This window comes from Kineothrix alysoides, from assembly GCF_000732725.1.
Classification (GTDB): Bacteria; Bacillota; Clostridia; order Lachnospirales; family Lachnospiraceae; genus Kineothrix; species Kineothrix alysoides.
Map to the genome: position 1 here is coordinate 515,157 of NZ_JPNB01000002.1, position 26,933 is coordinate 542,089.

The 26,933-nt window shown below is 41.5% G+C and carries 19 protein-coding genes; 5 read left to right on the top strand and 14 right to left on the bottom strand.

Annotated elements, in window-relative coordinates:
* Window positions 1–192 precede the first annotated feature (192 nt).
* Both CC90_RS0113350 and ileS read right to left on the bottom strand, forming a co-directional pair.
* On the bottom strand, window positions 193–2,667 hold the full coding sequence (locus tag CC90_RS0113350) for a glycogen/starch/alpha-glucan phosphorylase (protein WP_031391269.1): 2,475 nt from the start codon (window positions 2,665–2,667) through the stop codon (window positions 193–195).
* A 117-nt stretch (window positions 2,668–2,784) separates the two neighbouring features.
* Window positions 2,785–5,946 carry an isoleucine--tRNA ligase gene (gene ileS, locus CC90_RS0113355; protein WP_031391270.1) on the bottom strand — a complete coding sequence of 1,054 codons (3,162 nt, stop codon included), beginning with the start codon at window positions 5,944–5,946 and terminating at the stop codon, window positions 2,785–2,787.
* A 699-nt stretch (window positions 5,947–6,645) separates the two neighbouring features.
* On the opposite strand from ileS, the gene CC90_RS0113360 reads away from it, so the two are divergent.
* Window positions 6,646–8,100, top strand: coding sequence for a nicotinate phosphoribosyltransferase (locus CC90_RS0113360; RefSeq protein ID WP_031391271.1), 1,455 nt, complete (start codon window positions 6,646–6,648; stop codon window positions 8,098–8,100).
* Between the two features lie 34 nt (window positions 8,101–8,134).
* Window positions 8,135–9,016, top strand: a complete 882-nt coding sequence (locus CC90_RS0113365; protein ID WP_031391272.1) for a DegV family protein — start codon at window positions 8,135–8,137, stop codon at window positions 9,014–9,016.
* Window positions 9,017–9,121: 105 nt separating this feature from the next.
* On the opposite strand, the gene spoVT is transcribed toward CC90_RS0113365, so the two are convergent.
* The 3 genes from spoVT to CC90_RS0113380 all read right to left on the bottom strand — a co-directional run bounded on the left by spoVT (window position 9,122) and on the right by CC90_RS0113380 (window position 10,379).
* Window positions 9,122–9,667, bottom strand: a complete 546-nt coding sequence (gene spoVT / locus CC90_RS0113370; RefSeq protein WP_031391273.1) for a stage V sporulation protein T — start codon at window positions 9,665–9,667, stop codon at window positions 9,122–9,124.
* Window positions 9,668–9,779: 112 nt separating this feature from the next.
* Window positions 9,780–9,986, bottom strand: coding sequence for a hypothetical protein (locus CC90_RS0113375; protein ID WP_031391274.1), 207 nt, complete (start codon window positions 9,984–9,986; stop codon window positions 9,780–9,782).
* 21 nt (window positions 9,987–10,007) lie between these two features.
* Window positions 10,008–10,379, bottom strand: a complete 372-nt coding sequence (locus tag CC90_RS0113380) for an arsenate reductase family protein (protein ID WP_031391275.1) — start codon at window positions 10,377–10,379, stop codon at window positions 10,008–10,010.
* A gap of 364 nt (window positions 10,380–10,743) precedes the next feature.
* Between CC90_RS0113380 and CC90_RS0113385 the strand changes: the two genes are divergently transcribed.
* The 3 genes from CC90_RS0113385 to CC90_RS0113395 are packed head-to-tail and all read left to right on the top strand — an operon-like array spanning window position 10,744 to window position 12,968.
* Window positions 10,744–11,085, top strand: coding sequence for a PadR family transcriptional regulator (locus CC90_RS0113385; RefSeq protein WP_031391276.1), 342 nt, complete (start codon window positions 10,744–10,746; stop codon window positions 11,083–11,085).
* The gene (locus CC90_RS0113390; RefSeq protein ID WP_031391277.1) at window positions 11,078–11,677 is read left to right on the top strand and encodes a DUF1700 domain-containing protein; all 600 of its coding nucleotides are present in this window, start codon (window positions 11,078–11,080) and stop codon (window positions 11,675–11,677) included. The genes CC90_RS0113385 and CC90_RS0113390 overlap by 8 nt, the downstream gene beginning before the upstream one ends.
* Window positions 11,661–12,968: a DUF4097 family beta strand repeat-containing protein gene (locus CC90_RS0113395; protein WP_031391278.1), complete on the top strand. Its 1,308-nt coding sequence runs from the start codon at window positions 11,661–11,663 to the stop codon at window positions 12,966–12,968. Before CC90_RS0113390 ends, CC90_RS0113395 begins: the two co-directional genes overlap by 17 nt.
* A gap of 242 nt (window positions 12,969–13,210) precedes the next feature.
* On the opposite strand, the gene CC90_RS0113400 is transcribed toward CC90_RS0113395, so the two are convergent.
* From CC90_RS0113400 to CC90_RS0113440, 9 genes are all read right to left on the bottom strand, one after another.
* Window positions 13,211–14,344, bottom strand: a complete 1,134-nt coding sequence (locus CC90_RS0113400) for a glycosyl hydrolase family 8 (protein ID WP_031391279.1) — start codon at window positions 14,342–14,344, stop codon at window positions 13,211–13,213.
* Between the two features lie 10 nt (window positions 14,345–14,354).
* On the bottom strand, window positions 14,355–16,550 hold the full coding sequence (locus CC90_RS0113405; RefSeq protein ID WP_031391280.1) for a methyl-accepting chemotaxis protein: 2,196 nt from the start codon (window positions 16,548–16,550) through the stop codon (window positions 14,355–14,357).
* Window positions 16,551–16,567: 17 nt separating this feature from the next.
* The gene (locus tag CC90_RS0113410) at window positions 16,568–17,974 is read right to left on the bottom strand and encodes a family 43 glycosylhydrolase (RefSeq protein WP_330373234.1); all 1,407 of its coding nucleotides are present in this window, start codon (window positions 17,972–17,974) and stop codon (window positions 16,568–16,570) included.
* Between the two features lie 142 nt (window positions 17,975–18,116).
* Window positions 18,117–19,625, bottom strand: a complete 1,509-nt coding sequence (locus CC90_RS0113415; RefSeq protein WP_031391282.1) for a glycoside hydrolase family 43 protein — start codon at window positions 19,623–19,625, stop codon at window positions 18,117–18,119.
* 77 nt (window positions 19,626–19,702) lie between these two features.
* A complete protein-coding gene (locus CC90_RS0113420) occupies window positions 19,703–21,343 on the bottom strand; it encodes a type 2 periplasmic-binding domain-containing protein (protein WP_031391283.1) in 1,641 nt (546 codons plus the stop codon).
* An 80-nt stretch (window positions 21,344–21,423) separates the two neighbouring features.
* On the bottom strand, window positions 21,424–22,338 hold the full coding sequence (locus CC90_RS0113425; RefSeq protein ID WP_035315713.1) for a carbohydrate ABC transporter permease: 915 nt from the start codon (window positions 22,336–22,338) through the stop codon (window positions 21,424–21,426).
* Between the two features lie 74 nt (window positions 22,339–22,412).
* On the bottom strand, window positions 22,413–23,372 hold the full coding sequence (locus CC90_RS0113430) for an ABC transporter permease (protein ID WP_031391285.1): 960 nt from the start codon (window positions 23,370–23,372) through the stop codon (window positions 22,413–22,415).
* An 86-nt stretch (window positions 23,373–23,458) separates the two neighbouring features.
* Window positions 23,459–25,183 carry a type 2 periplasmic-binding domain-containing protein gene (locus CC90_RS0113435; protein ID WP_031391286.1) on the bottom strand — a complete coding sequence of 575 codons (1,725 nt, stop codon included), beginning with the start codon at window positions 25,181–25,183 and terminating at the stop codon, window positions 23,459–23,461.
* Between the two features lie 154 nt (window positions 25,184–25,337).
* Window positions 25,338–26,927: a response regulator transcription factor gene (locus CC90_RS0113440; protein ID WP_031391287.1), complete on the bottom strand. Its 1,590-nt coding sequence runs from the start codon at window positions 26,925–26,927 to the stop codon at window positions 25,338–25,340.
* Window positions 26,928–26,933: the final 6 nt, after the last annotated feature.

Here is a 26,933-nt window from a genome sequence, read left to right on the forward strand (position 1 = left end):
CATATATAGTTGATTTTGCTCCATTTTACTGTATCAACATTTTTTTGTTAATAATATACAATTTTCTTCTTTTTTCAATTGATTTTTTTCTATATCCTACATTTTTTTAATTGAAATAAAACAAGAACCCCTTTCATCAGATGTTTTCATCTAACAAAAGGGGCTCTTTATTTTATATTACCATTTCTCATTTTACTTCTTTAAAGGTAAAACCACCTTATCCAAATGCCATATATCCTTTACATATTCCTCGATGGTTCTGTCGGAGGAGAACTTGCCGGAGCAGGCCACATTTAAAATAGCGCTCCTTGCCCATCCCTTTTCATCCCGGTATGCAGCCTCCACTTTTTTCTGCGCCTCAGCATAGGACTCGAAGTCCTTCAGAATAAAATACGTATCCGCTTTAGATGTACTCAGCGTATTTAACAGCGAATTGTAGAGCGGACGGAACAAATCCGGGTCATTCTTGGAATAGGTACCGTTAATCAACTGCATCAGCACTTTTCTGACATCGGAATTGTTGTTGAATATTTCCATCGGGTCATATCCGCCGAAGTTCTCATAACGAATGACCTCGTCGGAGCTAAGGCCGAAGATAACTGCATTCTCTTCCCCTACTTCTTCTACGATTTCCACATTGGCACCGTCCATCGTTCCCAACGTAATCGCACCGTTAAGCATGAATTTCATGTTTCCTGTTCCGGAAGCCTCCTTGCTGGCAGTGGATATCTGCTCGGAAACATCCGATGCCGCAAAAATAATTTCCGCGTTGGATACCTTGTAGTCCTCGATGAATACGACCTTGATCTTGCCGCAGATGGAGGCATCGTTATTGATCGCTTCCCCTACTGCATTGATAAGCTTGATGGTCAGCTTTGCATTCCTGTATCCGGCTGCCGCTTTCGCACCAAAGATGAAAGTTCTCGGATAGAAAGGCATCTCCGGGTGCTCCTTCAGCTGATTATAAAGATGCATAATATGAAGAATATTCAAAAGCTGTCTTTTATACTCATGAAGCCTCTTTACCTGAACGTCGAAAATCGATCTCGGGTCCACTTCGATGCCGTTGTGCTCCAGAATATATTCTGCCAGGCGAATCTTATTCTTATATTTAATGTTCATGAATTCCTGCTGGGCCTTCTCATCATCCGCATAGACCTTCAGCTTGGTCAGTCTCGTAAGATCAGTAATCCAATCGGAACCTATATGAAAAGTAATCCAATCTGCCAGAAGCGGATTCCCATGGAGGAGAAAACGTCTCTGCGTGATACCGTTTGTCTTATTGCTGAACTTATTCGGCATCATCTCATAGAAATCTCTAAGCTCCTGCTTTTTCAATATTTCCGTATGCAGTCTGGCCACGCCGTTTACCGAATAGCCGGAGGCTATGGCAAGATGTGCCATTTTGACCTGGCCGTCATAGATAATTGCCATTTTACGGATTTTTTCATGATTACCGGGATATATTTGCTCAATCTGCTTCACAAAGCGGCGATTGATTTCCTCTACGATCTGGTAGACTCTGGGCAGAAGCCTGGAGAACAGTTCGATGGGCCATTTTTCCAGCGCTTCCGACATAATGGTGTGATTCGTATAAGCACAGGTCTTCGTGGTGACCGCCCACGCCTCATCCCACGTAAGATAATACTCATCCATAAGGATGCGCATCAGCTCGGCAATCGCCACGGTAGGGTGAGTATCGTTCAACTGGAAGGTAACCTTCTCGTGGAATCTGCGGATATCCTCATGCTTTCGCATGTACTTCGCCACCGCCGCCTGTACCGATGCAGATATGAAGAAATATTGCTGCTTTAAGCGAAGCTCCTTGCCTGCATAATGATTATCGTTAGGATAGAGCACTTCTACAATATTTTTTGCCAGATTCTCCTGCTCCACCGCTTTCTGATAGTCGCCCTTATCGAAGGATTCCAGACGGAAGCATTCCACCGGTTGAGCATCCCAGATGCGCAGCGTATTCACAATGCCGTTTCCATAGCCTACGATGGGCAAATCGTAAGGGATAGCGTTCACCGACTGATAGCCCTCTTGCTTGAAATTGCTCCTGCCGTTCTCATCCACATATACATTCACATAGCCGCCGAACTTTACCTCTTTGGCATATTCCGGTCTTCTCAGCTCGAAGGGATTTCCGTTCTCCAGCCAGTTATCGGGCACCTCTATCTGATAACCGTCGCGGATCTGCTGCTTGAACATTCCGTAACGGTAACGGATACCACAACCGTATGCCGGATAACCCAAAGTAGCCAGGGAATCGAGAAAACAAGCTGCAAGCCTTCCCAGACCGCCGTTACCCAGTGCCGCATCCGGTTCCTGATCTTCTATTGCGTTGATGTCCACGCCCAGTTCTTCCAGCGCTTCTTTTACCGGCTCATGGGCCTGAAGATTGATAATATTGTTGCCGAGCGCCCTTCCCATCAGAAATTCCATAGAAAGGTAATAAACCATTTTAGGATCCTGCTTCTCATATTCTTCCTGCGTCGTCATCCATTTATCGACAATCGCGTCCTTGATGGCATAAGATACTGCCTGAAAAATCTGCTGAGGCGTGGCCTCCTCCATACTCTTTCTATATAACGTTTTTACATTATAAACAACGCTTCTTTTAAATAAATCCTTGTCAAAAGACAAGGCAGCCTTCTTAATCATATACTACCTCCCATCCAACTTCTTTCTATTCATAATTATACAATATGTGGCAAAAAAAGCAATAAGATAAGAAAACGGCGGCAAAATCCTTTTTCCGGAATCTGCCGCCTGTTACTGCTATTTCCTGCCAATGCTTATCGTAACGTTCTCGCCGTTTACGTTCCATTCCTTGGAAGCCTCAAGCGTTTCCCCCGTTACCATTTCATCCGCAAGCACCTTCGCTGATATTATGCTCTCATTTTTCTTAACAATACCTGCAATTTTATCATTTCCGTCAATCGATACCCTGATGTGGTCCATAACTTCAAAATCGGCATCCTTACGCATCGTCTGAATCTTGCTGATTACCTCATATACGAAGCCTTCTTCCACCAGTTCTTCCGTAAGCTCCGTATGAAGCACTACCGTCACCGTATTGTCCGCATCCGATACGTAGCCTTCCTTCTGACTCATTTCGATCAATAAGTCCTCCTTCGAAAGCTCCACTTCCGTACCGTTTATATCGAACTTAAGCGCTCCCTGCACATTCAGCTCATCCATAGCCGCGTTGCCGTCGAGAGATGCTAATTCCTTTTGTATGCCGCCCAGTTGTTTTCCGTATTTCGGTCCCACTGTGCGAAGCTGGGGCTTGAAGCTGTAGCTGGTGAACTCCCGCACATCCTCCGTAAAGACTACTTCCTTTACATTCAGCTCCTCCACGATAATATCCTGATAAAACGCTCCCAGCTCGTGAGGTGCTTTTACAAACATTCTTCCGATGGGCTGACGGTTCTTGATATTTGCCGTATTTCTGCAGGCGCGTCCCATAACGACAATTTTCAGGACTTCGTCCATATTCTCTTCTAATTTCTTATCGATAAAGTTCTCATCTTGTTTTGGAAAGTCACACAGATGAATACTCTCCGGCGCACTCTTATCGATGCTGCAAACGAGATTTTTGTAAATCTCCTCGGTCATGAAAGGAATCATGGGAGCCGCGCATTTACTTACGGTAACTAACGCCGTATAGAGCGTCATGTACGCATTGATTTTATCCTGCTCCATTCCTTTGGCCCAGAAGCGCTCACGGCTTCTTCTGACATACCAGTTGCTCATATCGTCCACGAAATCGTCCAATGCTCTTGCGGTCTCAGGTATCTTGTAAGCATCCATGTAGGAATTCACATCTTTTACCAGCGTGTTCAGCTTGGAAAGCAGCCACTTATCCATGACTGCGAGCTTATCGTATTCCAGCTCATATTTCGTGGCATCAAAGCTGTCGATGTTGGCATACAGTACGAAGAACGCATAGGTATTCCAAAGCGTACCCATGAATTTTCGCTGTCCCTCCTGTACGGCCTTGCCGTGGAAACGGTTGGGAAGCCATGGAGCGGAGTTAATATAGAAGTACCATCTGATAGCGTCTGCCCCGTAGGTTTCCAGAGCCTCGAAAGGGTCTACCGCATTGCCCTTGGACTTGCTCATCTTCTGGCCGTTCTCGTCCTGAACGTGTCCTAACACGATTACATTTTCATAAGGCGATTTATTAAATAACAGCGTGGATTCCGCAAGGAGGGAATAGAACCATCCCCTCGTCTGGTCTACCGCCTCGCTGATAAACTGCGCAGGAAATTGCTTTTCAAACAGTTCCTTATTTTCAAAGGGATAATGATGCTGCGCAAAGGGCATCGCACCGGAATCAAACCAGCAGTCGATCACTTCGGGCACACGCTTCATCGTTCCGCCGCACTCCGGGCACGGGATCGTGATTTCATCGATATAAGGTCTGTGCAGCTCAACGGTCTTCGCCGCTTCGTTGCCGCTCATTTTCTCCAGCTCTTCGCGGCTTCCGATAGAGTGCATCTTACCGCAGCCCTGACATTCCCATACATTTAAAGGTGTTCCCCAGTAACGGTTTCTGGATATCCCCCAGTCCTGAATGTTCTCCAGCCAGTCACCGAAACGGCCCTTGCCGATGGATTCAGGAATCCAGTTAATCGTATTGTTGTTGCGGATCAAGTCTTCCTTTACCGCCGTCATCTTGATGAACCACGACTCGCGGGCATAGTAGATGAGCGGGGTATCGCAACGCCAGCAGTGAGGATAGCTGTGTTCGAACTTGGGAGCATCGAACAGCAGTCCCTTCTTCTCCAAATCTGCCAGAATCATCGGATCGGCCTTTTTGCAAAACACTCCTGCATAGTCCGTCTCCGCCGTCATCTCGCCTTTGGAATCCACCAGCTGTACGAAGGGCAGGTCATAGATACGCCCGACGTTGGCGTCGTCTTCACCGAAGGCCGGGGCGATATGAACCACACCCGTACCGTCGGTCAGCGTAACATAATTGTCACAGGTCACATAATGCGCTTTTTTATGCTGCTTCTCGCAAATCTCCAGCGCGTAGTCGAAAAGGGGTTCATATTCCTTATATTCCAAATCCTTGCCGGTATAGGTCTCAAGTATTTCATAAGCCGCAATATTCTTCTCTTTATCACCAAACTTTCCCAGCACGCTGTCCAAAAGTGCCTCGGCCATATAATAGGTATAGCCATCCGCCGCCTTCACCTTAACATACGTTTCCGAAGGGTTCACGCAAAGAGCCACGTTGGAGGGAAGGGTCCAGGGCGTGGTGGTCCATGCCAGAATATAAGCATCTTCGTCCTTTACCTTAAAACGTGCTACCGCAGACTTTTCCTTTACATCCTTATACCCCTGTGCCACCTCGTGAGAGGAGAGGGGAGTTCCGCAGCGGGGGCAGTAGGGAACGATCTTGAATCCCTTATATAAAAGCTGTTTATCCCAAATCTGTTTCAGCGCCCACCATTCCGATTCGATATAATCGTCGTGATAGGTAACGTACGGATCGTCCATATCCGCCCAAAAACCTACGGTACCGGAGAAATCCTCCCACATGCCTTTGTATTTCCACACGCTTTCCTTACATTTCATAATGAACGGGTCGAGGCCGTATTCTTCGATCTGCTCTTTTCCGTCCAGTCCTAATTCTTTTTCTACCTCCAGCTCCACCGGAAGTCCGTGGGTATCCCAGCCGGCTTTCCTCGGAACCATATAGCCCTTCATCGTGCGGTATCTGGGAATCATATCCTTGATAACACGGGTGAGGACATGGCCGATATGAGGCTTGCCGTTTGCTGTGGGTGGCCCGTCATAAAAGGTGTAGGTCGGGCAGCCTTCGCGGTTTTCCATACTCTTTTCAAATATGCGCTCATCCTTCCAGAACTTTTCCGTCTGTTTCTCGCGCTCTACGAAATTCAAATTGGCAGATACTTTCTGATACATTCTCTTCATCCTTTCTGAAATAACGAGCAACACATTTTATGAATTGCTCTTATAATAGTAAAAAATCATCAAAAAAACCCCATCCTGTAAAAGGACGAGGTCAAAACTCCTGCGTTACCACCTGTTACAACATACGCCCGCCGTTACATTCAGCCTTCGGCTTCATAGCCTCAATTGATACATAAAGTATACTGCTGTGCGATATTTCATGCTTGCAAAAATGCGGGATATATGATTTCTTTTAACGGAAGAAAACCGGCAACGCCTACTCCGATAGTTTGGGCATTGCAGCTCGGAAGTGATATTCCGTATCCTCTTACTCGCACCGGCCTCACACCATTCACCGGTTCGCTGTGCCTTTCTTAAGATACTTACTGTCTTCGTCAATGCTTTTCTATATACTATATAAATGAGATTATAAAGCGTGAAACAAAGAATTGTCAAGTAATAGTTCAGCCTTCAATACCGCGAAGCCAAAATTGCGTCTCTATGAAATTTTACAAGGGCTGCAAGCGCCAAAATGTAGTTTTATCACATTTTGTGTGCATATATGTTGCAGTTTAGCCAAGGGCTTAACTGTAACATTGTCAAGGGTCAACCGAATGAAAGCTATGGCAAATGTAGAAAATATGTGCTAGAATATTTTATAATTTACTAAAAAATAGCTTGTCGGACAATTCCGGCAAAATAGGAGGCAAAATGGACAGACAAAATCTGACCTTGCTCACAGACCTTTACGAACTCACTATGATGCAGGGCTATTTCAAAAACAAAAGCCAAAACGAAACCGTAATCTTTGACGTTTTTTACCGTTCCAATCCCAGCGACGGCGGCTATGCGGTGATGGCGGGCTTAGAGCAGGTAATCCAATATATTAAGGAACTGCATTTTTCGCAGGAGGATATCGACTATCTGGCAGGGCTTTCCATTTTCCAGCAGGACTTTCTCGATTATCTGGAGGACTTTAAATTCACGGGAGATATTTATGCGATTCCTGAAGGAACGGTTGTTTTTCCAAGGGAGCCTTTGGTAAAGGTCATCGCGCCTATCATGCAGGCACAACTCGTGGAGACGGCTATCTTAAATATCATCAACCACCAAAGCCTGATTGCTACCAAAGCGGCCAGAGTATGCTATGCGGCCAGAGGTGACGGAATTATGGAATTCGGCCTTCGCCGCGCGCAAGGTCCGGACGCCGGAGTGTATGGCGCAAGAGCTGCCATGATCGGCGGCTGTGTGGCCACCTCTAACGTTCTCTGCGGACAGCTCTTCAACGTTCCCGTAAAAGGGACTCATGCTCATAGCTGGATTATGAGCTTTCCCGATGAATATACCGCCTTCAAGACTTATGCTGAAATGTATCCTTCTGCTTGTATTTTGCTTGTAGATACTTATGATACTTTAAAATCCGGCGTTCCTAACGCCATCCGCGTGTTCAAAGAGATGCGCAAAGCCGGAGTTCCCTTTTCCTACTACGGAATCCGTTTGGACAGCGGCGACCTCGCATACCTTTCCAAGAAAGCCCGTAAGATGCTGGACGAAGCCGGTTTCCCCGATGCGGTCATCTCCGCTTCCAACGATTTGGACGAGTTCTTAATCGATAGCCTTAAGGTTCAGGGCGCTTCCATTACCTCGTGGGGCGTAGGCACCAGTCTTATCACTTCCAAGGACTGCCCGGCATTCGGCGGCGTATATAAATTATCGGCGATCAAGGACAAGGACGGAACCTTCATTCCCAAGATCAAGTTATCCGAAAATACTGAAAAGGTAACAAACCCGGGAAATAAGAAGATTTACCGTGTTTATGAAAAGGAGTCGGGAAAAATCAAGGCCGATTTAATCTGCCTTATGGAAGAGCACTTTGACGAAGAAGAATCCCTTCTTCTCTTCGATCCTCTGGAGCCTTGGAAAAAAACAAGACTCTCCGGCGGAAGCTATACGCTTCGGGAAATTATGGCTCCCATCTTTTTGGGCGGCGAGTGCTGTTATGAGTCTCCGAAGGTTATGGATATCCGAGCGTACTGCCAGACAGAGTTAGACACCCTATGGGATGAGACAAGGCGTCTCATCAATCCCCATAAAGTATATGTGGATTTATCCAAGAAGCTGTACGATATTAAGATCGATTTGCTCGACCGCATGAGTCAATCTTAAAACGTCAATTTGTAACGGAAAGCGAGGCATTCATATGCTTAGAATTATTACCGACTCCGCTTCGGATTTGCCGAAGCAGTACGTGCAAGACCATAAATTACACGTTATCCCTACCCCTGTCGTCATCGACGAGGTGGACTATTTGGACGGAAAGACCATTCAAACTGCCGAGTTTTATAACATATTAGACGATACAAAAAGAGATATAAGAACCTACCACATCAACCCCGCTATGTTCGAAGACGCTTTTCTTCCCTATGCGGAAGCAGGAGACAGCATCATTTATCTTTGCTTTTCCACCGGGATTGCAGGTACCTTCAATGCTGCGAATATTGCAAAAGCAAATATTTTGGAAAAATACCCGGATTTCGATCTGACGATCATCGATTCCAAATGTGCTTCCATCGGTTTCGGACTGCTCGTATCCAAGTTGGTCACTATGCTGGAAAACGGAGCCCCCAAAGAAATTCTCATCGAGGCTGCCGATTATTATATTTCCCACGTACACCATGTCTTTACCGTCCACACCCTCGCTTACCTCATAAAAGGCGGACGGCTTTCCAAGTTCAAAGGAACTATTGCGGAAACACTTGATATGAAGCCAATTCTCATCGTGGATAAATCCGGAAGCCTTCAGGTTATCAAGACGGTCCGAGGGCACAAGAAATCTTTAAAGGCTCTGGTAGACTATACAAAAGAAAATGTTTACGATGCCTCTGACCAAACCATAGCATTTTGCCATGGCGAAGATGAAAAGGCACTTTCTTTTGTTCTTGACCTATCCGACGAACTGTTAAGACCGAAGGATAAGCTGATCTCCACCGTAGGCTGTGCCATAGGGGCTCATACCGGACGAGGCGTTATCGGCATTTGCTTTTTTGATACTTCCGACGACAAATATAAGGAATACTTATAAATATAGAGAAGTATTTTTATGTAATAGGAGCACTTTCTTATTACATAAAAAGGCCGTCTGCGATTTAAGATTATAAACTTAAACCTCAAACGGCTTTTATTATCTTTATTGCTCCATCTGCCTTCCCAGAAAACCCGAAGCGGATAGGATGAGCTTCTGCTCCACCTCTCCCAGCTTCATCTTTTCATCGTTCCCCACAAGAATCACTGCTCCGATTACGTCCCCTTCGCATATAATGGGGCTGATCGCTTCATGAAAAAATTCCTCTCCGCTGTCGCTGGAAATCGGGATAAAATTGCGGTCACCCTTCGATGCCAGCACCATTTCCCGATTGTTTATTTTCTCTTCCAGTTCTTTGCTCAAGCTTTTCCCCATGAGATTCTTATATCCGCCGGACACTGCGATAATCTGATCCCTGTCAGCGATCAATGCGGTATGTCCGGAAACCTGTGCGAGACTCTCTGCATATTGCTTCGCAAAAGTGCTCATTTCTCCAATTGGAGAATATTTTTTCAAGATGATTTCGCCTTCTCTGTCCGTAAATATTTCGAGCGGATCGCTCTCCCTTATGCGCAGCGTGCGCCTGATTTCTTTGGGTATTACAATACGGCCTAAGTCGTCAATCCTGCGGACTATCCCAGTTGCTTTCATATTCTGTTTCCTCCATTTTCCAAATATTTCAGTCTTTTCGCTGCCATTCTTCTCTGGCTCGAGAATCTACAGCGATGTGTTGCTAGTATTTGTAAATGGTGGATTATTATACCTAAATATTTTCAAAAACGCTCACTTCCGACTGTAACTCTTTTCCGACAATTTTACTCTCTTTCGTCTTATCCGTTATCAACTCGATGGAAGGCACTATTTCATTCATATTCCTGACCAGAAATGTACCGGTAATGCTGCTCGCCAAACCTGTAAGCAGCAATATGGCTACTAAACCGAGGATTCTAACGCCTATACTCTTTCGCATAATTTGTATCTTATCTGATCACTATTTTGTGAAAGAAAGTATGATATTATCCGCCCACTCCGCTTCCTTAAAACCAACCAAAACAAAATCTTCTCCTACCACGACCGGCCTCTTCACAAGCATTCCGTCCGTGGAAAGAAGTGCATATTTCTCTTCCAAGGTCATTCCCGGGAGTTTATCCTTCAACTGCATTTCCTTATACAAGTTCCCGCTCGTATTAAAGAAGCTCTTTATATCCTTCCCGCTCCTCTCATGCCACTCCTTCAGCTCTGCCGCCGTAGGATTATCCTCCTTAATGTGCCTGTCTGCATACGTAATTCCATGTGCCTTCAGCCATTCCCCCGCCTTTTTACAAGTACTGCATTTCGGATATTCCACAAATAAAACGTTCATAGCATCCCTCTTTTCCAAAACTTATTAGTTTACATATTCACTTCTGTTTCTTTCTATCATATTATCACATGATTGCGATTTACATACAACATCTCATTTTATATTACACTCCGAATTCTTTCCGTAACATCCTGTAAATATTAGCTTTACATTGATGCTGTTACTGTTCACTCCGTTCTCAGTAACATGATGGTTTTCTATAATTATTATTTATAAATATATATATTGACAATGTATATTATACAATATATAATATACATAATAATTATATATGTAAAAAACAAATCTATCGATATCGGCCTTTTCCGGCGCCTTCGTAATTTCAGGCGCATACCAAGAGCCTATGCCGAAGAAAGGAGCTCATATGATATACCCAATCAGTGCCCCCCTGCTCGACTTTCTCCTTCTCTCTATCGTCCGGCAGCAAGACAGCTACGGCTACCAGATCAGCCAGCAATTAAAAAGCGTATCCAATATGAAGGATTCCACGCTCTACCCCATCCTTCGCCGCCTGTCCGACAACAATTTCGTCATTACTTATGACCAGCCTTTTCAGGGCCGCAATCGCAAATACTACCGGATTACCGAGGCTGGAGAAAACCAATGGCAATTCCTGAAAAATGAGTGGCAGCAGCATACCGCCACCATCGAAAAAGTTATAAATGAGAAAAGAATTTTCCAAGAGGGAGGAAATGAAAATGAATAAAGCGGAATACATGCAATCTTTAAGAAAACAATTGCGGCATCTTCCAAAAGAGGACTTCCAAAGGGCCGTGGATTATTTTGAAGAATACTTTTCCGACGCAGGCGCCGAGGAAGAGGCTCAGGTAATTGAGGATCTGGGAACACCCGAATTCGCCGCAGAACAAATCGTAGCCAACATTGTTCGCAAAAACGCCGCCGCACCGGTCAAAGATGTGAAAAAAGGCTTAAATGCCGTTTGGGTAGGCGTACTCGCCGTATGTGCAGCGCCCTTTGCTCTTCCTCTGGCTCTGGGCTTTGCCATGGTAATCATCGCTTTTGTTTTATGCATATTGGCGGTCATCTTATGCTTTATCTTTGCAGGTATTATAATAGCTATTGCCGGGCCTCTTTACATCGTTGCCGGATTCACCGTGGCCGTTGCCAATTTCCCCGCCTTTCTTAGCTGCCTGGGGGCCGGCCTTGTCTCCATGGGACTCGGTATGCTGCTGACCTTTGGCATGATACGCTTCTGTCAATGGTTCCTCACCCGCATGGTACGTTTCTTTGGACATCTGATCGAAAAAGGAGGAAGAAAAAATGAGCAAAACAAATAAGTTTCTTGCCCTATGCGCTGCTTTTGTCGGTTTAGGCATCATCTTATATATTACAGGATTTTTTCTCGGAGAAAGCGTTACCGGTATCGGCATAAGCAACGACGGCTTTCAGGTATATAGCTGGAACCAGACAAAACTGAATGAAACTGACTTTATAGAAATGACAGACATCGAACTGGATGCCTTTCAAAATATCGACATGAAGGTTTCCTATGCCAATGTGGAAATCAAAGAATCAGACCGCTTTAAGATTTCTTATAAAACGGCACAGAATCACCCGTTATCTTATGAAATCAAAGACGGTACGCTGCATATAACTCAAGCGAATAATGCTGCAGGTTCCTCTTCCTTCCATTATATGTTCCTTGGCTTTTCAGGTATTCAAGGCGGCGATATCCGGGAGAATGAATCAGTCACTGTTTATATTCCCGGGAATGTAGAATTAAATAGTATTTCGGTGAATAACGACTGCGGAAATACTAATCTTTCCTCCCTAAATGCTTCTTCCGTCTCTATATCTGCGGATTACGGCGATGTAAACCTGACTGGCATGAATGCCCCTTGTATTGCTCTGGAAGTAAACACTGGCTATTTGAATCTGGACAATATAATTGCAGATACCCTGACAGTAACTACCGATTACGGAAATATCACACTAAACACCATCGATACCTCTACCGCTGCGTTGAAGGTAAACACCGGTAATGTGAATCTGGATAGTATAGTTGCAGATACTCTGACAGTAACTGCCGATTACGGAGATGCCGGCCTAAGCACCATCGATGCTTCCAGCGTCACTTTGAAAATGAATACCGGCAATGTGAATATAAGGGATATCGATTCCGGCATTATTGAAACAGCAATCGATTACGGTGGCCTTCAGTTAAGCTCCGCAGAGACCGATTCTTTCTCCGTAGAAATAAACACAGGCAGCCTCGAGATAACAGATATGACAGCAAATACTTTCGCAGCAGACATCGAATACGGTGAAACCAACGCAGAGCGAATCACCATATCAGGAGATGCGGATATTACCATGGGAACCGGTTCCCTTCACATGAAAGATGCCAGTCTTCAGACTTTAACGGCAGATAATGAATATGGAGACGTTTCTCTGGAATTCTCTTCTCCAGCCACCGATTATTCCTACGATTTATTTACAGAATACGGCACTATTAAAGTTGAAGGGCAGGATATGGGAGAAAAATACAAGCCGCTTTCCTCTTCCGACATAGGAAAGCATATTACGGTCTCTTGCGAGTCCGGCAACATCGACATAAAGGGCTTATAATTCATATGCGAGAGAATTTATAAATCCAATTGATTGCAGAATATGTTATTTCTTAGGATTCATAATATCTTGATACAATCAGAAGCTGCTGTTCTTATAATATATAAGAACAGCAGCTTTTTGTGTGCCAGGCATGGCACTAATCTAGCTAGTGAAAGTCTAGCCTTGGATATTTACCGCCAAGTACAGACATCCTCTATTCTTAGCTTTCCTCAATTTTCCAGCTTGCTTTGCTTTTCCATCTACCAAATGCGGTAATTGCCACTTAAAGCCAGCATGGCGAAAAGATACAGGCAGTTATCGTAGTATCTTCTTTCACCTGTTCTAAGTGGGGTGTTCCAGAAATCTTTTACACAAGCAATGGCAAAGGGTCCATCAGAGGCAAGAGACGCCTGTGCATTGGTTGCTGTGATTGCAATTGGGTGGAGCGCTTCATCTCCCGCAAGTTTCCCATCGATGGTGTAAATGGCTCTCGAGTTATGTTTTATGGTTTCACAGAAAAAATACTGAAGTTTTTCTGCTGTTTCCTTATGCCAACTGCCTTCCGAAGTTTCCTTTGCAAACCATTCATAATCCAACGCAATATTTGCAATCGTGCGGTATGCATCGCTAAAATACCAGTCATGTCTACCAAATATTTCCTGCTCCAAGGGGTAAGGTTCTCCAGAAAAGGTGCTATACTCTGCGCTTAGACCAGTTTCTGGATGGCAGGCCTTTTTCAAGTATTCTCTACTTTTTTCAGCTGCAATAGTCCAGAATTTTTGGTCCTCTTCCTTCGCCCACAGAGAAAATAACTGGTAAAAATGCGGAAGATGATAGGATGGATCTGTAAATTCCCTGTCAGGAATAAACCGTATTAAATAATTGTCTGGATTCCACATGGCAAATCCAATCCCATCTTCTCCTTTGTGAACACAGGTAGACAATAAATCCCTTGCTTCTTTTGAATAGCAGAAAATTCCTTCTCCATCTCCAAAGCGATGTGCCGCAAAAAATAACGCCATAGCAAAAAATTCTTCACCATCAGGAGCTGGTCCATAGGAGTTCTTTCTTCCGTCTGGGTGGACACTCCATGCAAAATATCCTTTGTTAACCCCTTCTTCCATATACATATAAGTTTTTGCCCATTTCCAAAGAGCATCAAATTCCTTTTTTTTACCTAACTGTACACACATCATCATGGCATAGGACATACCTTCGGTTCTTACGTCATAATTTCCAGTATCCATCACATAACCAGTCCCGTCTTCATTTTCAAAATAAAATTTATTCGGTCCATAAAAAATCTGCCAAAAAGTATCCTCTACTCTTTTCTCTATTTCTTCTTTTTGATAACCAGCTTCCAAAAAAACATTGCGATATTGTTTCTGCTTCACGTTACTCCTCCTAAATGGTAAATCTGTTTACCATCCGTTCCATCTCTTCATATTCTTTATTTAAATCTTCTGCAGCCTCCTCAATTTTCTTTGCAACTGCCATCTGATTTGCTACATTTTCCTCTAATTGTCCTGCTGCACTTTCCGTTTCTTCTGCTGCTGCCGAAATACTTTGGATACTTCCAAGCATTTCATCTTTTGACTGATCCATATTTTCCATCTTTCCATGGATTTGATTCATATGATCCGCAAGGGACATGATTTCCTGATTCATCCCCTGGAACATAGTAACAGTTTCATTTAAAGTTTTTTCCTGACTTTCCATTGCCGCTTTTGCCTGTCTCACACTATCTACCGTATCAACTGTTTCTTTTTTCATACGGGAAATGATTCTGCCGATTTCTGCTGAAGCCTGCTCTGACTGTGCTGAAAGCTTACGAATTTCATCTGCCACAACAGAAAATCCACGTCCTGCTTCTCCAGCTCTGGCTGCTTCAATGGAGGCATTTAAGGATAATAGATTCGTACTTTCTGCTATGGAATTAATAACCTTAATAAACTCACTAATTTCTTTCGAATTTTCTTCCATCTGTTCCACATTGGTAATTACCTGATTGGTAATGGAAACCGTTGCTTTTTCTCTCTGGCAAAGTTTATTCACCACATCAATTCCTTCATAGGAGAGCTTGTCCGCTTTTGTAAGCACCTGATTCATCAGTCCAATGGCATCATTTACGTTGGATATTAATACTGCCAGTTCATTCATTTCTTTCACACAATTTACAGTATCTTCTGCTTGCTGACTCATTCCACAGCTGATTTCATGAGATGCATGATGAATTCCATCACTGGCGTTCATTAACTCTTCCGATACTGTTTTCATATATCCGGAAGATACTGCAATTTTATTGCTGGATTGCTGCACCCGCTCTATCATTTTTTTTATTTCAAGTATCGTTTCATTCACACAATTTCCAAGTAACTGAAATTCATCTTTTCCACGTACCATTACCAGGCTGGTCAGGTTGCCTTTTGCACTTTTTTTCAGAACAAAATTAACCTTTTCAATTTCTTTTGCAATCTCTTTGGAGAGAATTACTGTCAAACCGATTCCGATGAGACCTCCAAGAACTACAAGTATCATGGTAGTATTCTTAACTGCCTGAGCCTGTTCAATGATGGCAGACCTTGGAATCAATGTGATGATCTTGCCCTGCACCTCTTCCACATTTCCCTCTAATAGAAGATAACTATTTCCTTGATAACTGATATAGCCTTTCCCGTCTGTAAGTTCAGCTTTCTTTTGCATAATTTCTTCCAGCATTGCTTCATCATACTCACCATCAAACAAATTTCTGCCATCGCTGGTCTGAAAAACAGCCATACTGCCTTCTGGTAACTCGCTTGTCTTTAAAGTGTCTGTAATAAATTCCTTGGATAAATCAACAATGACATAACCAACTGGTTTATCATACTGATCAAAAAGTCTTCTGACACAGTAAATTCCATAAGAGTCAATTTTTTTCTCTGCCGGAATATCCAGTCCCGGGTGAAAACCAAGCCATATTGTTTCCTGATTTCCAAGATTCTCCAGTAGTTTGAATTCCTCCGAAGCAGCGAACTGGTCATAGGTATCTGCAGGTAAAAGATTATTAATCGCTCCGATTGGTTTTCCCGTTTCTGTTAACACATAGATTTCACTGATGTTTTTTTCCGTCATGGCAGTAGCATAGGCTTGCGAAGATATTTCCGTAAAAACTTTTTTCTGCTCGATTAAATCCTCAGCATAAAGTCCTGCATAGTACTTTCTTAAAGTGGTATTTCTGGTTAATTGCAAATTTTTAGCTTCAGCAGATATACTGACTGTTTCAAAATAGCGAAGCATTAAATTTAAGGAAGAATTCATGGCACTTTCATAATTCTGAATAATTCCCTGTGCTGCCTTTTGATAAGAAAAAGTGCCTAAAACCACCAGCAAAATTACCAGAATCATAAACGCAGAAATTAATTTTATTCGAATACTATGGTACCATTTTACGGAGTTTGCATCTTGTTTTTGCTGCATCTTTATTTCTTTATCCAGCATCCTCATTTTTCTCTTGCTCCCCTGGCCTGGCTGCTCCGGCTGTGCTGCCTGTCCTGACTGTATTAGCTGATTCCGCTGATTACTTTTCTTTTCTACCCGTCCCTTTTTTCTGATTGCCATTGCTAATCCCCCGTCGTTTAATCCATTGTAAATGAATAAAAATCTGCTGTTCCCCGTCCTTCAAAAGTAAAATACAATGCATATACTCCTGTCAGTGGTGCTATTTCTTTTTGGTAATCTTCCCATACATTGCTGAAATCCACGGGTATAGATACAAGTGGCTCCTGATCCCAGGCTGTCTTTACATGAAATACTCCTTTTGCATACCCGCGTATCCTAATCCCGATTTTACTGACTTGTTGCATATTAAAATATTTAAACCCGATTGTAGATCCATCTGTCACATTACTGATATAAGCAGGATCTGTATCCCCATCTCTGCCATCCTGTCGTATTCTTGGGAATCCTTCCCCCCCGACATATACAGACTCTTCTCGGCTAAATAAATTACAGGCGATAAATGCTGGATACTCACCTTTTCCTGTCAGAGCCCCCTGATTTAGACCACATGATGTCATTTCCGCCTGACGAATTGTCTTGTTGTCCCAAAATTCAATTTTATCAGCACAGCCCTGTCTGGAATACCATGAATTATTGGTATGACGATGATAAAAAACATACCACTGATTCTGAATCTCAATAATACTCCCGTGATTATTGGCTCCATATGCAGCGGGCATCAGAGCCGGTTTATAAGTATCAATGTGCAAATCCGTATTGCTCACAACCACACCACCGTAACGAAAACCTGAACATGGATTTTCACTGTATGCATAGCATAATTCGTGCATTTGTACCGAAGAGTAAATAAGAATATACAGATTTCCACGTTTTCTGATAGATGGTGCTTCAAAGAATTCAAAGCCTTCAAAATCTGTACCCTGTCCATAGGATTTACTGGGAATCACAAATACTGGGGCCGTTTCGATAGTTATCATATCTTCCTTTAAAACAGTAACCATTGCTCCATGTCTGCCTGTATCTCCATGTGCAGCAAACCCTGTATAAAGATATGATTTATCACCCTCCGTTAATACTCCGGGATCAAACTGGGGTTCATCCTGCTCTCCTTCGCCAAGTCTCGTTCCATCCTCATATCTCACATATCCATAAAACTCGAATTTACCATATGGAGTATCACATACTGCCACTGATACCACCGAAATCTTATCCAGAACATAGTAGAGATAATATCTGCCGTCAGGACCCTGAGTTACATCTGGTGCATATAAACACATTTTTCCATAAGGATTTTCAGGGTCATCGGTTTTTTTGTATATTACCCCTTCCATACGCCAGTTTCCCAAATCTTCAACGGGTGCTGACCAGCATACATAGTCTCCAGGACAGAATACAGGGCCATTATAAAAGTCGTGGGATCCATATAGATAAAGTCTGTCTCCAAATACATAGGGTTCCCCATCTGGTACATATTCCCAGGATGGTAAATAAGGATTAAATGCTTGCTTTTTTTCATCCATCATCTGATTCCTGTTCCTCTTTCCTGCTTATTTATAATCCAAATAAAGAAACTTCATAAAATCAACATATCTCCCGCTTCCTGTCTGGAAAAATAAAATATTACGAATCGGCAGCCTGGTTTTCCACATATAGAGTAGTGTTTTATTAAGGATAGATGACAGTCATGGGGCCAAAAACAGCATAATTTGTACTGTTTTCTTTGTCTGTATATCCATACACCCCCATGGTACAGCCGACAAAACCACCAGCTCCCTGGGTCGTTAGCTGAGCAATATCTATTGATTCTTCCAATATTCTTCCATTAAAGATACAGTTCATACTATGTTTTTCAGTCTGCAATTCCAAAATAACGTTTCCCCTATATTGATCTGCTTCTTCTTTGAAAATACAGGTTTCTACTGATTTTTCTTTTTTAATAATACTTGCTATTATTATGTTGTTTTGCTTTAAGATAATAAATCTGATAAAGTTGTCCCCATTGTAATAGTATACCAATCCAGCTTCTTCCCCTTCTTCTGGGAGAAATGTCATTGGAACTCTCAACGAAAACTGATGCTCCGCAACTCGGATTCCAATATAGGACGGTGTTTTTTCTCCCTCCAGTTTTTGTGTTCCAAGTTTCAGGTACAGACTTCCATCTAATACGTTTCTAATTGAAGAATCCAGTACGCTACGTAACATAACACAACAAAGGGGAAGCGGATTCGTCCAATTGATTTTTTTTACTATCCCCATTCCGCACAGAGTTTCTGGTAATACAGGAATTTTTCCTTCTCCTGCACAGAAAACAGGCCAGTCTTCTTCCCAAATAACAGGAACCATAAAAGTCTCCCGACCCATGGAACTCTTTCCTTTATACATTCTGGTTCCCAGCATTACAGCAAACCAGCTTCCATCAGTGTCTTCTACAAGATCGGCATGTCCGATATACTGAAGTGGATAGTTCAACCCCAAATGCTTATGTGTTAACAAAGGATTATTTTTGCATGATTCATAAGGTCCATAGAGTTCTTTGCTTCTTGCGATATTTACACTATGTTCATGAGCTGTTCCACCCTCTGCAATCATCAGATAGTAATAGTCATCTTTTTTGTAGAGATGTGGTCCTTCCGGCCATACCACGTTCTTAGCAGCACCATCCCATAGAACATGAGGTTCTTCTACTAAGGTGCCATTGCTTAAGTCCAGTTTCTGCACCCAGATTTCACAGTCGCCATAGTACTTGGCATCTGCCTCAAATCGCTGTCCAACATAGTAACAACACTCACCCGCAAAAAATAGACTGGGATCAATTCCAGAGGCATGTTCCAAAAATACTGGTTCAGACCAGGGACCTTTTGGATCCGTTGCGGTTACATAAAAGTTGCCACCTCTTCCGGCATTTGTTGTAATTACATAAAACTTTTCCTTATGATAACGAATTGTTGCTGCAAATATCCCAGAAGATACTTCCAAATCCATTAAATCCAATTGCTTTGAAGTCTCTAAAACATTTCCAATCTGAGTCCAGTTCTGTAAATCTTCACTTTCAAAAATTGGAATTCCCGGTGCATATGTAAATGTGGAGGTTATGAGATAATATTTCCCTCCTGCTTCACAAATGGAAGGATCTGGATACATTCCTCTGAGTATAGGGTTTTTAATCTGTTCCATGGCTACTTATTTCCCGTCTCTTATATTCTAACTATGTTTTTTATTAATTCGTATTGCTTTTACAGAAAATCATGCTGCTACTCTTTGATTCTTCTTTCCAGTTCCAACTGCATATCGTCAAAAAAGATTTGAGAGCTAATATTATTATAGGCCTGTTGGTACTGGGCCCAGGTGGTTTCAAAATTATCTGCCATGACTACCTGGGGAAGCCATGACTGCTTCAGTGCTGTCATTTCCTTCCACACCACACCTGCTGGTGTCTGATTGGTCAATAACGTAGAATAGGAATACATCGGATACCACTTTCCGGGCTGATCATTTGTTCCAATCATATCTACATAAGTACTGGCTCCATAAGCATCAAAACATTCCTTTACATCCTGAGGCAAGGAGGCTTGAAATTCACCCAGTTGATATTCTGGCGAAAACATATTGACGCCATCACTATTAATCCCTTCCTTTCTGGGGAAATAAGCATATGCGCAAAAATGGGAGGCCAGATAATCAGCAAGATTATGCTTTTCTCTTTGTTCATCCGTCCGATAGAAAACTCCCCCATCGTCCACATAGTAATCTACATTTTCAATACCCCAGTATCTGAGATTCTGTATTTCTTCATCTAATAAATCATTGATAAACTGAAAAGCACCATCCACATCCTGGCAGGATATGGTTACTGAAATTCCAGATGATATATCCAGTTCGTTAGAGCGTTTCACATGCCATTGATTTTTTATGGATCTGTCTATGGTTATGGGCAGGGGAACATAATTACATCCCACCTCATCCAGATTTTGTTTTTCATATGGAGAAGTAATATTATAAGAAAACTGCCACCACTGATCCACCATTCCAAGAACAGCCCCACTGGAAAGTTTTTCAATATACTCTTCATAGGTACTGGTAAAAGATTCTGGATCTACAATCCCTTTTTTATTTTGTTCATTTAATTTCATAAAATAACGCTTGGCTGTATCTGTAAAGTTATAATCCAGAACTTTTAAATTCACCGGGTCCACCATACAACTTCCATCATTGGGATATCCATCCAAAAATTGTGGTGGATTTTCCAGACAAAAATATCTCCAGTCATCACACAAAATCGTATAGGGAATATTGGGAGTTCCATTTTCCATAACAGGATTTGCTTCATAATAATCGCCTATCAGGTCAAAATACTCATCCAGTGTGCGAACATCAGGATAACCTGCCCACTTTAATACTCTGGTCTGTATCCAAAAGGCTTCACCTTCATGAATGGTTTCTATATCTTTCCCGTTTACAACTCCAAACTGAGGAATCCAGTAGATGTGTCCATCCTCCAGCCGGAGTCTGTCCCACTCTTTTTCTGTCATATATTTTTTGATGTTTGGATAGTCATCCCAATACAGATCAATCGGTAGTAAGGCCCCAACCTGATATAACTCAAGCCCACCAATGATAAAATCTGTATATTCACCACTGGCAATATAAGAGTTAATAGCATCTGCTTTTGTCTGAGATCCCAACCAAATTTCTTCACATTCTGCCCCGGTAATTTCAGCAATTTTTCTTTTTATTTCGTTATTTTCATCAATTTTATCGCCCTGCACATCATAGAATGCTGTAAACTTTTTTAAAGTATTATTTTGTGCAGACTCTTTTTTGGAAAAAGTAATCATTAAAATTATGATTACCATACCAATTAAGAATATGCTGTTTATAATTCTTCTTCTCATAGTAAATACCTGCTTTCTTTTATTACTATGATTATACCGAGACGAAATCTTAAATACAAGAAAAGCGTCCATGCTTTACATTATTCTTTTACTCCTCCAAGTGTCATACCTGTGACGAAATATTTTTGTAAAAATGGGTATAGCATAATAATTGGTAAAATAGTTATAATCGTCGCTGCTGCTCGTACCGATGTAGGCGTAACAGCCCCTGCTGCATTTTTTAAATTTTCTACAGAACCACCCTGATTTGTAACAGAGGAGAGTAGTTTCATAAGCTCATACTGTAATGTTGTCAAGTCTGATCTCATACGATTATAGATCATGGCATCAAACCAGGAATTCCACTGCCCTACTGCCACGAACAACGCAACAGTCGCATATACAGGTTTACATAACGGTGAGATAATCCGGATAAATATTGTCATATAACCGGCCCCATCCAGTTGTGCTGATTCCTCAAGGGAATCAGGAATTCCATTCATAAAGGTTCTGATAACCAGCATATTAAATGCACTGAGCATACCAGGAATAACATAAACCCCAAAACTGTTGGTGAGACCCAATCCTTTAAAAAGAAGAAATGTTGGAACCAGTCCCCCATTCACATACATGGTTACCACCCAGAACAGGGAAAGCTGTCTCTTAAACAAGAAGCGTTTCCTACTTACAATAAAGGCAAGCAGAGCATTGGTAACCAGCGCAAGCAAGGTACCAATAATTGTTCTTGTAACAGTGATATAAGCACCTGTAATCAGATTATCTTTCGTTAAAACTGTTTCATAATTTTTCAGCGTCCATTTTCTTGGCCACAAGTGGATTCCTCCACGTAATGCATCTGTTCCATCATTAAAGGATATCACCAGCGTGTTAAACACCGGATATAGTGTAATGATAACAAAGGCTATCATAAAAATCCCATTGCAGAGATAAAAAATCATATCTCCCAGAGATGTTTTTTTCTTATTTTTATTGAGTAATTTCATTTCAGCAACCATGCCTTTCAATATTCTATAAACTTTGACTGCAAGTACTTTTTATCAGAACAGTTTAGCCTGTAAAAAAATGCATGCTAGAATAAACGTTCCTCATCATTGTGCTTAGCAATCATATTTGCGATTACAATCAAAATAATGCTGACAAGACTTTTGAAGATACCTGCTGCGGTACCAATCGCATAGTCTCCCTGGCTGATTCCCCATTTTAACACGTAGATATCAATTGTCTGGGAAACACTTTGTACCAGTCCATTTCCTAATAGATACTGAATTTCAAATCCTGCATTGAGTACATTTCCTACATTCATCAAAAGCAGAATAATGATGGTTGGTTTAATTCCTGGCAGTGTAACATATTTTATACGTGCCCATCTTCCTGCTCCATCAATGGCTGCTGCTTCATAGAGACAAGGATCAATTGCCGTTATGGCCGCCAGATAAATAATTGCGTTCCATCCTGTTTCCTTCCAAATGTTGGCAAATGCAACAATAGGCCAGAAGAATTTGGGATGTGCAAAAAAATTAATAGGGGCATCAATAAAATTAAATTTTACTAATAACTCATTTACAATACCACTTCCTGATAACGCTTCATGAAGAATACCAGTAACAATAATCCATGATAAAAAGTGGGGGAGATAAGAAATTGTCTGCACTAACTTCTTCCCGTTTTTGTTACGCAATTCATTCAACAGTATGGCAAATACAATGGCAGTAATAAAGGAAACCACCAGATTGATTACACCCATGCCCAAAGTATTGCGAATTACTCTAAGGAAGGTTGCATCATGAAATAGCTGTTCAAACTTGGCAAAACCTATAAATTGTGAATGGAAGATACCATCTTTTGGCTTATAATTTTGAAATGCCATCACCCAGCCGGTTAGTGGAAGATAATAAAAAATAACGCCATATATTACAATTATGAATGACCAGAATAAAAGAACCTTCTGCCGTTTGATTTCTTTCCAGGTAATCTGTATGGGTACTTCATTGATTTTTTCTTTTACTTTTTTCTTCATCAAAAGAGACATTTCGTGTTCACTCCTATTTTTAAAAACAGGCAGATGAAACACTCTACATCTGCCTGCCTTAAGTTTTTTCTTACTATAATTGAGAATTAATTAAACTTTGCTGATTCAGCCATTCTGCGATCAAGTTCTGTCTGCATTTCACTTAAGAATGCCTGTGAATCACAGTTTTTATATACTTCCATGTAATCTGCCCAAGCGCCTTCATAGTCATTAGCCATAACGATTTTGGGAAGCCATTCATGTTTTACTTCACCGATTTTAACCCATGCAGTACCACCTGGTGTGCTGGTATTTAAAGAGTTGGAGAATGACCACATTGGGTACCATGATCCTGGTGATTCATTGGTTCCTAACATATCTACATATGTTTTTGCACCATATGCAGCAAAACATTCCTGTAATACTGGATGCAAAGCATCATAGAATTCGCTTGCCTGACCATCTGGTCTGTTTGCATTGATTCCATCATCACTGGTTCCTGTATACTGCGGGAAGTAAGAATATGTACAAAGGTTAGAAGCTTTGTAAGCTGTGTCAGATGCATTCATTCTCTGTTCTTCTGTACGTGCAAATTCTCCAGTTTCTGTAACATTATAATCTACGTCTTCAACACCCCAGAAACGTAAATCATGGATGTCCTGTGCTAAGATATCATTTACAAATTTCATCGCTGCATCGACATCTTCACAGCTTGTTGTTACTGCAAGGCCACTGGAAACATTTAATACTGCACCAGAGTTGTGCCACTGATTTTTAACATCTTCTGAAATGGTAATTGGAAGTGGAACATAATTACAGCCCTGTGCATCAAGTTCCTGTTGTTTTAAAGCATCATTTACATTGTATGCAAAATCCCACCATTGGTCGATCATACCGAGAACACGTCCGGTTGAAAGTTTTGCAATATATTCATCATAAGTCTGTGTAAAAGATTCAGGATCTACAATTCCTTTTTTGTACTCTTCATTTAATTTCTGGAAGTAGAGTTTTGCTGTAGGAGTTGTATTGTAATCAATAATTTTTAAGTTTACAGGATCTACAATTACAGAACCATCGTTCGGATATCCGTCTAAGAATTGCGGAGCGTTTTCAAGACAGAAATATCTCCAGTCTTCACAAAGAATGGTATATGGGATATTTTCTGTACCATCTTCCATGGTAGGATTTGCTGCCTGATAAGATTCAATCAGTTCAAAATACTGATCCATAGTTTTCACTTCTGGGTAACCAGCCCATTTTAATACTCTGGTCTGAATCCAGAAAGCTTCGTCATTATGGGTACATACTTTTTCCTCATTTTTTACAGTACCGAACTGTGGAATAAAGTAAATATGTCCATCTGTCTGGCGAAGTTTGTTCCAGTCTTCTTCTGAAAATAAAGCTTTGATATTTGGGTACTTTTCGATGTAATCATCCAAAGCAACCAGTGCACCAGCATCGATTAACTGAGGCGTTCCGCTACCACCTTCAATAAAATCTGGATATTCACCACCCGCAATAAAAGTACCAATTGCTTCTTTGTCAGTCTGTCCTGTTAACCATGTTTCTTTCACTTTAGCACCTGTTTTTTCAGCAATGATCGTCTGAATCTCGTTATCATCGTTGATTTCAGTTCCAGCTACCGCGAAGAATGCAGTGAATTCTTTAATTTCTCCATTTGATGTTTCACCTGCATCAGCTTCTGTTGTTGTGGTTGCAGAATCTGTTGATGTTTCAGTAGCTGACTCATCTGTTTTGCTACCGCAGCCTGCCAGCAATGCAATGGATAATGTTGCTCCAAGTAACAAACTCAAAAGTTGTTTCTTTTTCATTTTGAACCCTCCCTTGTTTTTTGATACTCTTATTATAACTTCCCTGCAATTTCAAACAATTGGAGAAACTATATATAAAAACAGGGCAAAGTATAGAATCGATTTCTATACTTTACCCTGCTAATTTTTTGCTGTTTGTAGTTGAATTTGCAAATTACTCCTGTGCCTGCTTACGAAATCTGGCTGGTGTACAGCCTTTCAGTGCAATAAAACGGTTCACAAAATAGTCTGGATCATGATACCCTACCGCCTCAGCGATACAGTAGATTTTATCATCGGTTCTCAGTAACAGATTGGCTGCCTGTTCAATTCGGTAAGCATTTAAATAGTCTTTAAAGGACTGTCCATATTTTTTTCGAAACAGTTGTCCCAGATAAGCACTGTTTACATAATATTTTTCGCTTAAATCTTTTAAGGTAAGATTCTCTGCATAACGGTCCCAGATCTCCTTTTTCACTTCTGCAAGAACCCCTCTGGAAACCTTTTTTCTCAACTGAGTCAGATAATCTCCATATTCACAGGCAAATCTGGTAATATGGGCTTTACTGCCTCGCATAATTCCTTCTTCAAACGTACTTTCACTGATCACTCGCAAGATTTCTTCCTGATTTATTCCATCATCCTGCTCTGTTGCCAGATGAATCAGTTGGAACAGAAGATAATTAATATTCAAATTAATAATTTTTTCTGAAAGCCCTTTGGATTGCATTTCTTCAAAGAATAAAGATACACTTTTGATAATCGTAGCAGAATCATTCTGCTCAATGGCCTGTACCAGTTGATCTAGGCTTTGTTTACATAACACAATTCCCGTATTGGAGACCTGGATATCCTCTTCATAATAGTAAATGCTTTTTTTACTGTGAAATCCTTGAAAAGAACGAAGCATGCATGCAGACCGGTATGATTTTGCTATCTGAGAAATATCATTTACTTTTTTACCTAACAGCATAATAACCGGAAGCCCAACAGCATCTTGAAGATATTTTTGGAAATATTCTAAATACTTTGCTTCTGTCATTCCTTCCTGATGAGCCATATAATCACAGAAAACAAACCCTATATCATATATTTTTTCATGTCCGGATACATCAAAAATACAGTGGTTTCCATCTTCTTTTAGAAAATCAAGACAGGACTGGAATAGTTTTCGCTGATATTCTCGTTTTTTCTGATCGGTGATTTCTTCTTCCATCTGCATTCCATCCAGTTCAATTTCCACATAATACATTGTATCAGAAAATCTGGTGTATTCCTTCACATATTCCAGGTTGGAAGAATCATACTTCCCGAGAATAACAGAAATCATATTTCTTGCCTGATAGGCACGTTCCATTTTTACACTGGTTTGTCTGGACTCAACCCGTTTATCATTTTTTTTCCGTACTTTTTTCAAAACTTTGATCAATTCTTCTTTTTCAACAGGTTTTAGAAGATAATACGTACATTCATAGGAAATAGCCTTCTGGGCATAGGAAAAATCAGCATAACCACTTAAAAACACAAAATAAGCGTCCGATATTGCTTCTCCTCTGATTTTCTCCAACAGTTCTAAACCATTAATTCCCGGCATATTAATGTCCGCAATAATCAAATCTACCTGACATTCTTTCAGAAACTCCAGTGCTTCCTGACCATCACCAGCCGTTTTGACAATCTCAAATCCTTCCTGTTCCCAATCAAACAGCACCTTTAAACCCTGCATAATAAATGGTTCGTCATCCACTAATAGCACTTTTAACATTCCAGT